General features: G+C 67.2%; 4 protein-coding genes. 1 reads left to right on the top strand and 3 read right to left on the bottom strand.

Annotated elements, in window-relative coordinates; all coding sequences use genetic code 11:
- Positions 1–137 precede the first annotated feature (137 nt).
- The 3 genes from F4X11_26130 to F4X11_26120 all read right to left on the bottom strand — a co-directional run bounded on the left by F4X11_26130 (position 138) and on the right by F4X11_26120 (position 4423).
- Positions 138–914: a phosphoadenosine phosphosulfate reductase family protein gene (locus F4X11_26130; GenBank protein MYN68456.1), complete on the bottom strand. Its 777-nt coding sequence runs from the start codon at positions 912–914 to the stop codon at positions 138–140.
- 26 nt (positions 915–940) lie between these two features.
- Positions 941–2908: a hypothetical protein gene (locus F4X11_26125; GenBank protein ID MYN68455.1), complete on the bottom strand. Its 1968-nt coding sequence runs from the start codon at positions 2906–2908 to the stop codon at positions 941–943.
- Between the two features lie 117 nt (positions 2909–3025).
- Positions 3026–4423, bottom strand: a complete 1398-nt coding sequence (locus tag F4X11_26120; GenBank protein ID MYN68454.1) for a hypothetical protein — start codon at positions 4421–4423, stop codon at positions 3026–3028.
- Between the two features lie 180 nt (positions 4424–4603).
- On the opposite strand from F4X11_26120, the gene F4X11_26115 reads away from it, so the two are divergent.
- Entirely contained in the window at positions 4604–6331 is a 1728-nt protein-coding gene (locus F4X11_26115) for a methyltransferase domain-containing protein (GenBank protein ID MYN68453.1), read from the top strand.
- Positions 6332–6456 lie beyond the last annotated feature (125 nt).

Raw genomic sequence — 6456 nt, 5'->3', positions numbered from 1 at the left:
CGTATAACCCCTTATGAATGAGTGAGATAGCATTCTACGCAAAAGAGCCGCACCCCTACCGAAACGGCATGAGGATGAGCGGGCGGCCACCCGCGCGAGACCCGCAGGTCGGCATGGGTGACAACGCTGACCGAGCCTCAGAGATGGCAGATCAGGCAGCCGTGCTCATCGTCTTCCTGGTCCAGTGAATCGGCGAGTACTTCAATGAGCGGGCGATCCGGCCGGGACGCCTGTTCCGCCTCCACGGCCTTCAGGTGCCGGCGCCGGATCTCTTCGGCCCGTTCCGGATCGGACAGCTCGTCGAGGCTCTCGTTCTGTGACCAGGTGAAGCGGCGCCCCGTTTCCGAATGGGACTTCTCGTAGGCCTTCGCGTCCTGGAAGAGTTGGGGATGGTTGTCCTTCAGGCCGAGCCATTCCGCCTTGCGCTGGAAGAAGCAGAAGTAGCACCCGGAGCGGGTCCGCCACTTGTAGTAGTCGGGCACCCCCAGACCGCATTCGTCCAGAATGCGGTACACGTCGCGCTCGGTGATGCCGTCCTCCTTGAACGGGTAGCGCGGCGTGATGTTCGGCTTCGACGAGATGTAACCGTCCCGACGCTCGTCCCCGCGGATCCCGATGTAGCTGATCACGGGATCGTCGCCTACGAAGCGCTCGAACGGACGGATCTTGAGCTGCCGCGTGCACCAGCGCATCTGCGGTGACGGCAGGTAGTACCCATAGACCTCCAGCCAGTGGTCGAAGCCGCGCTCGTCGTTGAGCCGGATGATCGGCTTTCCGAGATACGCCTCGACCTTGGCGAGGTAGTCGTAGGTCTCCTGGAGCTCCTTTTTCGTGTCGCAGAAGACGTACTCCATGTCGGGCTCGCGGTCGCGCATGTAGACGGCGAGCGCGGTGCTGTCCTTGCCGCCGGACATGCTCAGGATGTGACGCACTCGCGGGCTCACTGGCCGCCCCTCTCCGGTTGCGACACGTCTGCGCCGTCGAGCAGCGATTCGGCGGCGAGCGCCAGCGCGGCGAGCGCCTGTTCACTGTCGCAGGCGGCGGCCTCGGCACGGGGTCGTCTCACGGTGTCCAGAATCCGATCGCGGAGCGCTGCTATCCGACTCGCTTCGGCAGCCCGGAGCGGAAACACGCGTTCCTGTTCCGGACGCCCGCGGCGGGCCACCGACAGCCTGAGCAACGGCTGTCCGTCGGCCGGTCCGTTCGGATCGACGAGGAGGGATTCGGCCCCGCGGAACGAGCGCGCCACGTACGCGAGGCGCACCTCGAACTGGTCCTCGTCCGCATCGGACCATTCCGGCGGCGGCTTGTCGGCGAGCTGCGTGAGCAGCGAGGCCAGCATGTCGTCCGGCCCGAGCGCGCCGTCGGAAGCCCGCACGACGAAGCTCCTGAGCCGCGGCTCGACGGCCGCATCCTCGACCAGACTCGCCCGGCTCCTCAGCTCGACGGCCAACTCAGCGAGATCGCCGGGGAGACTCAGATGATTCGCCAGCGCGGCTGCCGAACGCGCGAGCAGCGCGGGATAGGCGTCCCGAACCTCCCGCAGCCCGGCCCCGAGAGCCGCAACGAAGTCGTCGATACGACTTCGAGCGTTCGTCGGACCGCTTCCGAGCGGAGGGCAGCGGCATGCCGCCGGTAGCTCGTCGAAGACCAACTGCGCGGGCTCCCGGGCCCGAACCAGCGCCTCCCGGATGTCCCTTGCGCGGTCGGAGATCCGCAGCGTTCGGCGGGCGTACGGCGTGAGCTTCGCGACGAACTGCACCAGTCCTCGCACGACGCCGAGAAGCGACGGCCTGCGTGTGTTCGAAGGGAACAGCATCTCGGCCAGATGATTGACAACCTCCCGGCGCTGGCCGCCGATGCGGCACTGCCTGACCTCGAACCCATCGGGCGACCTGATCAGCCGTTCGGCGTGCGACGGCGTCCACGCCGGTACGAAGGAGCCACGCTCGTAGACCGCCACGCGGGAATCCCGGGCGAGCAGCGCGGCGACGACGATGACCGGCAGAGGCCCGTCCTTGATCCCGAAGGGCGGGCGGCGAAGCCGGTCGTAGAGCTCGATCAGGGGCCGGCGACACGTCTCGGCGTCGCGCAGATACTCCTGGACGGCCGTCCACAGCGGTCGGAGAGCGCGTCTCGGCGGACCGAATCTCCAGGTGTCGCCCCTCCGCCGATGAAATCCATGCTGCTCCAACAGGGAGCGATACATGCTGACCTCGGGCGGATGGCCCTCGAACCCCAACTGGGCGACTTCCCTGCGCAGAATCATCGCCTCGATCAGATTGCGACGGGCACGCGCGGCTGAGGTCGAGAGCGCGCGGCGGTTCAGCAGCTCGTTGCGGATCGGCGGCGCACCCGAGAAGTGCGCATCGCACAGCGCTGACAGGACGCTCGACACCGCCCGCCACGACGACAGCTCGAGGCGCTCGCCCGCGACGAACCACTCACTCCGGCGGGGATCGAACGCGCGACCGACTTCGGAGGCCACATGCCGGTCAAGCTCCTGGATGCGCTCGGCCAGCTCGGTTCTCGCGACCGGGTCGGACTGCAGCTCCGGCGTCGACGTGCGGACGAGCTGGGCAGCGGCAAGCTCGTGCACGAGCTGAGACAGGCGGACCGACGTCTCGGGCACCACCAGCACCACCGGCCTTCCTGCCCCGAGTCGCTCCAACGCTGGGGCTACGGTCCCCTGCTGCCCTTCGAGTTCTTCTCTTTCGAGTTCCGTACGGGGCAACGCCAGCAACACAATCCCGTCTCCCTCGCCGCTCAGCTTCAATTCCCCGCCCTGAATCAGCGTGGACGCCTCGACGAAGTGCACGTCGAAGAAGCGCAACGTGCCGGTCTGGAACAGGTGGCGCCGGGCCACGAACGGGGTCTGCGGCGCATGCCGTTGAAGCACCGTCGCCACGGAGAAGTCGCTCGGTAGTTGTTGCCCGGCGCGAAGCACCAGATCGTCCAGATCCAGATCGCTGCCCTCCCAGATCTGGAACGCATCGCGGAACTGGCGGTAGACGAGGATCGACCGCTACTTGAGGCGCTCGAGCGAACGGTCCGCCGCCCCGCCGTGGTCGACGCACGCCGCCACGGTCTCGGATGACGCCCGCAGACCCACCCGGTCGCCGAGCATCGCGAGCAGGCCGACCGTCTTGAGCACCTGCTCGTCCACGGCGTCAGACTCGGGTGGCAGCCGTTGGATCGCGGTCTCGATCGCCGCCCACCGCCGGCCGTCCCGGCCGAGCACGCGGCCGCCGATCATGCCGGTCGCGTAGTCGAAGAGCCGGTCGACCGTGTAGAGGCTGTCCGGCCCGTGCGTGCGCAGGAAGTCACGAAAGCTCAGCGGTTCTCCGGCGGACAGGAACGCGAACAGCGAACGCTCGTTCTGGGCCGAACGGGAGTGAAACAGCGGCCCGAGCAGGGCAGCCGAGATCGGATGAAGCGGCCAGCAGACGTCCAGGTGGTCGGCCAGTTCCGTTCTGTCCCAACCCGTGCCCTCGGAAACCCACGCGGCCACGGCGGAGACGATACGCGTCCAGCCCTGCGGCGTGGAACGTCCCGTGGTCCGAATGGCTGCCGCGGTGAGACGGATCATCTGATCGCCGCCTTCCCGGAAAGCGATCTCGCCGAAGCGGCCCTGCACTTTCGACCACTCGTTCCGGTCGGACGGACCCAACTGGTGCGCGTAGTGCTCGAAAGACTGATGCAGGACGGTCAGAATCACGAAGGGGACGCCGCTGGTGCGGGCCGCGACCTCCGCAAGGGCCTGCAGCAGGTAGACATCGCCTCGCGTGTGCTGCTGCGCGGCGTACTCCAGCGCCTTGCCAGCTTCGTCGACCATCAGCAGCAGGCCGGCTCCGGTCTTCGCCGCCATCGCCCGGAGCGCTTCCTCGAAGCACCCGACGACGTCGGATGTCGCGCACCGCGAAGACTCAGAACCCGACTCGTCCAGGTACTGCCGGATCGTCTTCAGCACCCGCGGCTTCGCTCCTCGTTGTCGCCTCCAGATGGCGTCGAGCGTCGAACCCAGAGCCTTGAGCAGAAGCGTGTCCAGGGGCGCACGCTCGGCGGTGAGGACCACCGGATGCAACCTCTGGCGCGGAAGGGCAACGTCGCTCGACTCGTGCAGGAGCTTCCGAGCCGCCTTCCCGCCGGGTGACGCGCTGGGCGACAGCAGATCGGCCAGGAAGACGGCGAATGCGCTCTTGCCCGACCCGTAAGGCCCCACCAGGCTCCACACCCGGTCGCCGCCTTCTTCACCGAGGCCGTCCGCGATCTGCGCGAGGGCGCGACGAACCGCCGGCGTGACGATGTAGCCGTCGAGCGCGGCCGGGGAGCCCGCGTCCCGATCCAGGTTCACGGAGCGACGAAAGCGACGCTCGACCTCGACGAAGTTCACGAGCCGCGCTGATTCCCGACCTGCGTCCATCTGCGGTTCCCGGCAGATCGATTCTATCGTGCAAAACCGTGGCATGTGCGACACGATGCAGGACTCCCACACGTCGCTCGCCCCGCAAGCCTGCCACCGCGCACGAGCATTCACGCTAGGATGGGAAGCCTGTGAACCGTATGCGAGATCAGCAGTGGATGGCGTGGAGCGGCCGACCCATTGACTGACGCGATTTCCTGGTACGACGCGCGCGCGGAACAACTCGCGGATCGTTACGAGAGCGTACCCGCCGAACGGATTCATCACTGGCTCGAAGACCTGCTTCCCTCGAAGACGGGAACCGTCCTCGACGTGGGCGCCGGCAGCGGTCGCGACGCCGCGTGGCTGGCGTCGCGGGGACACGAGGTCGTCGCGGTCGAACCGTCAGCCAACATGCGGTCGGCAGCACGGCAGCGGTACGACGATCGGCCGATTCAGTGGATTGCCGACTCGCTGCCGGGGCTCGAACGGACGTTCAGGAGCGGTCTCTCCTTCGACGTCGTTCTGCTGAGCGCGGTGTGGATGCACGTCGCACCGTCCGACCGTACGAGGGCGTTCCGAAAGCTCATAACCCTGCTCAAGCCGGGCGGGTTGCTCGCGGTCACGCTGCGCCATGGCCCGGTCGAACCGGAGCGGGGATTCCATCCTGTCTCGGAAGATGAAATCCGTAGACTGGCCCGGGATCACGGCGCCTTCATCGAGAGGCACGGTGCCGCGGACGACCACCTGGGCCGGTCCGACGTTCGCTGGACGCACCTGGCAATCCGGCTGCCTGACGACGGGACGGGCGCCTTGCCGCTCTTGCGGCACATCATCCTCAACGACGACAAGAGCTCCACCTACAAGCTGGGCCTGCTGCGTACGCTGTGTCGCATCGCCGACGGCGCCGGCGGCGTGGCCGGATCCGTGGATGACGACCACGTCGCCATTCCGATGGGACTGGTCGCCCTGACCTGGATTCGCCTCTACAAGCCGCTGCTCGTCGCGGATCTGCCCCAGAATCCATCCAACCGCGGCTGCGAACAGCTCGGATTCGCAAAGAAGGCCTTCAAGAAGCTCAGCGCGGTCTCGCATCACGATCTGCGGGTGGGCATGCAGTTCGCCGGGGACACCGGCGCGACGCTTCACCAGGCCCTCAAGGATGCGGCACGGACCATCGTAAAGATGCCCGTGCGCTACATGACCTATCCCAACGGGATACGTCCCATCCTCCCGGTGCGGGGCCCGGTAACGGCATCGCGTGCGACGGCCGGCATTCGGCTGGACGGACCCTATCTGGCCAGCTTCGGAACGATGCACGTGCCGGCACACCTCTGGACGGCCATCCAGCGCTTCAGCGCCTGGATCGAGCCCGCCATCATCGCCGAGTGGATACGCGTGACGCGCCGCTACGGTGCGAAGCAGGGACGATCGCTCGAGGAAGCCCGGCTGGCCGCGGCCATGACCTGGTCCGATCCGTCCCGCGACGTGGGAGTTCCCCGGGAGCGTGCCGAGCAACTGCTCGCCACAGGACGCCTCCACTGCGTCTGGAGCGGCAAGCGGCTGACCGCCGGCAACCTCGATATCGATCACTGCTTTCCCTGGTCCGTCTGGCCCTGCGGCGATCTCTGGAATCTGATGCCCGCCCACAGAAAGGTCAATCAGCGCGAGAAGCGCGATCGGCTGCCGGCCGACCCGCTGCTGCGAACCGCGCAGGAACGGATCCTCGACTGGTGGAACGCGGCGTACCGCGAGCATCCGGACCATCCGCTGGCGCAGCGCTTCGCACTGGAAGCGTCGGCGAGCCTGCCCGGCGTCGTTGCGGCCGAGGCGGACCTCGACAGCTACTACTCGGCCCTGAACCTGCAGCGTCTGCGGTTGAAGCAGAACCAGCAGGTGCCGGAATGGAGCGGCGCGCCCTACCTGTGATGCGCGCAGAGCGCCGCCGTCCTTGCGCTTGAGAACGGGCCTGCCCGTTTCAGTTCCTGCAATTCGCCGAACCTCCACAACCTCCGGTTCGAGCAATCCGGACGCGCCTGGTGTGGCCTCACTCT

This window comes from Acidobacteriota bacterium (genome assembly GCA_009861545.1).
GTDB lineage: Bacteria > Acidobacteriota > Vicinamibacteria > Vicinamibacterales > UBA8438 > WTFV01.
Note: the sequence above shows the minus strand (reverse complement) of the source record. Positions and strands in the feature narration are given on the sequence as shown.